Raw genomic sequence first — 1,566 nt, 5'->3', positions numbered from 1 at the left:
AGGCGGTTTCAAGCGGTGGATGCATCACTTGAATAGTTCCTGGATTTTCTCTTCCGGTGTGTACCAGTTGAGGACTTTTCTGGGGCGCCCGTTGAGTAGATCTTGAATCTGCTGGACGCCCTTATCGGTCAGGGTACTAAAGTCGCTTCCTTTGGGTAGGAAGTCTCGGACTAGCCCGTTGGTGTTTTCATTGGTAGGACGCTGCCAGGGTGAGTGCGGATCACAGAAGTAGACTGCGAGCCCACGTTCGATGCTCAGCCTGTCTACTTGGGCTAGTTCCACGCCTTGGTCCCAGGTCAGCGTTTTGGTGATGTTGCGTATTTTGCCGGTAAACATCTCGATTAACTTATCGACAGTCGTGGCGGAATCATGCACATCAAGTTTGCGGATCATGGTGTAGCGCGTACTGCGCTCCACACAGGTCACCAGCGCCGTTGTGCCTCCCTGCCCGATGATGAGATCGCCTTCCCAGTGTCCTGGAACAGCGCGGTCTTCAACACTGGCAGGGCGTTTACTGATGCGGTAGTCCTCACCAATCCAGCTTCGATTACCGCGGGCTGGCAGGCGCGATTGTGGCCTTCGGCCGGTGCGCCCAGAACGCAGGGCTTTTTCTACCTTCAATTCCTGGCGCAAGGCACCTTTAGCTTGGATGTAGAGAGCTTGGTAGATGGTTTCATGACTAATCGACATATCCCCACCTTTACCGAAGCAGCGGGCAAGAAAGTTTGAAATCTGCTCCGGCGACCACTTCGTGTTCAACCCCTTGACGACAAAGGCACGCAACTGCGGGTTGGTATCGAGTTTGCGGGGTTTAGGCCTGGCTAAACGGTCTACAGCCCGCTTTTGCGCCACGAGGGCATCGTAGCCATGCTCAGTCATCCCACGGGCGATTTCTCTACTAATCGTCGACTGATTCCGGCCAAGCTGGGCTGCAATCTCACGATGAGAATGGCCCTGCTTCAGCAGATAGGCTATCGCTATCCGGTCATGGCGGATAAGGCGCTTTCCGCGTCCTACCTTCGATTCGGATTCAGTGGGATGATCATTGAGTATCAAACGCCCAGACATGCGATTATGGTGCCACGTTCTCACCGTGTCAGCACAGCGATCAACTACCTGGCCGACTTCCTTATAGCTTTTGCCAGCATCAACAAGTTTCAAAGCTTTAGCAATGCGATCCCGCTCGCGTTGTATGGCTCCACCGCGACTATTGTTGGCGAGTTGGATACCGTCTTGCGCAAGGTATCGGTAAGCGGTCTGTGGGAAACCTGTCTCTTTCAGTGCGCTATGCGCAGACTGGCCACTTTCTACAAGAGCAACGACCTTTTGGTATTGATCTTTGTATTTATCCAAATTCAGACTCCGATGGCGCTGACCACGGCTAAGGCCCTCAGCCTGACGCCACACCTTCGCCGTAGCCTTCGAGACCCCCAACTCCTTGAGGATCACCGACATCGGACGCGCATCATGCAGATACGCCTGCACATACCGCTCACGTAGTTTCTCATCACCTGACATCTACACAACCTCCCAGCTGTATAGATGCATTCACCGCCTGAACTCGCC

Annotated in this window: 1 protein-coding gene; it reads right to left on the bottom strand. The window is 54.0% G+C overall.

The features are described 5' to 3' along the window. Positions 1-24 precede the first annotated feature (24 nt). Positions 25-1,518: an IS30 family transposase gene (locus HMPREF2743_RS12330; RefSeq protein ID WP_083321593.1), complete on the bottom strand. Its 1,494-nt coding sequence runs from the start codon at positions 1,516-1,518 to the stop codon at positions 25-27. Positions 1,519-1,566: the final 48 nt, after the last annotated feature.

Origin of the sequence: Corynebacterium sp. HMSC036D02 (assembly GCF_001836165.1) — a bacterium.
GTDB lineage: Bacteria > Actinomycetota > Actinomycetes > Mycobacteriales > Mycobacteriaceae > Corynebacterium.
Note: the sequence above shows the minus strand (reverse complement) of the source record. Positions and strands in the feature narration are given on the sequence as shown.

What these genes read in the sequence shown, in the direction of transcription:
- HMPREF2743_RS12330 (WP_083321593.1), bottom strand. Translation starts at nt 1,518, where the DNA reads ATGTCAGGTGATGAGAAACTACGTGAGCGGTATGTGCAGGCGTATCTG.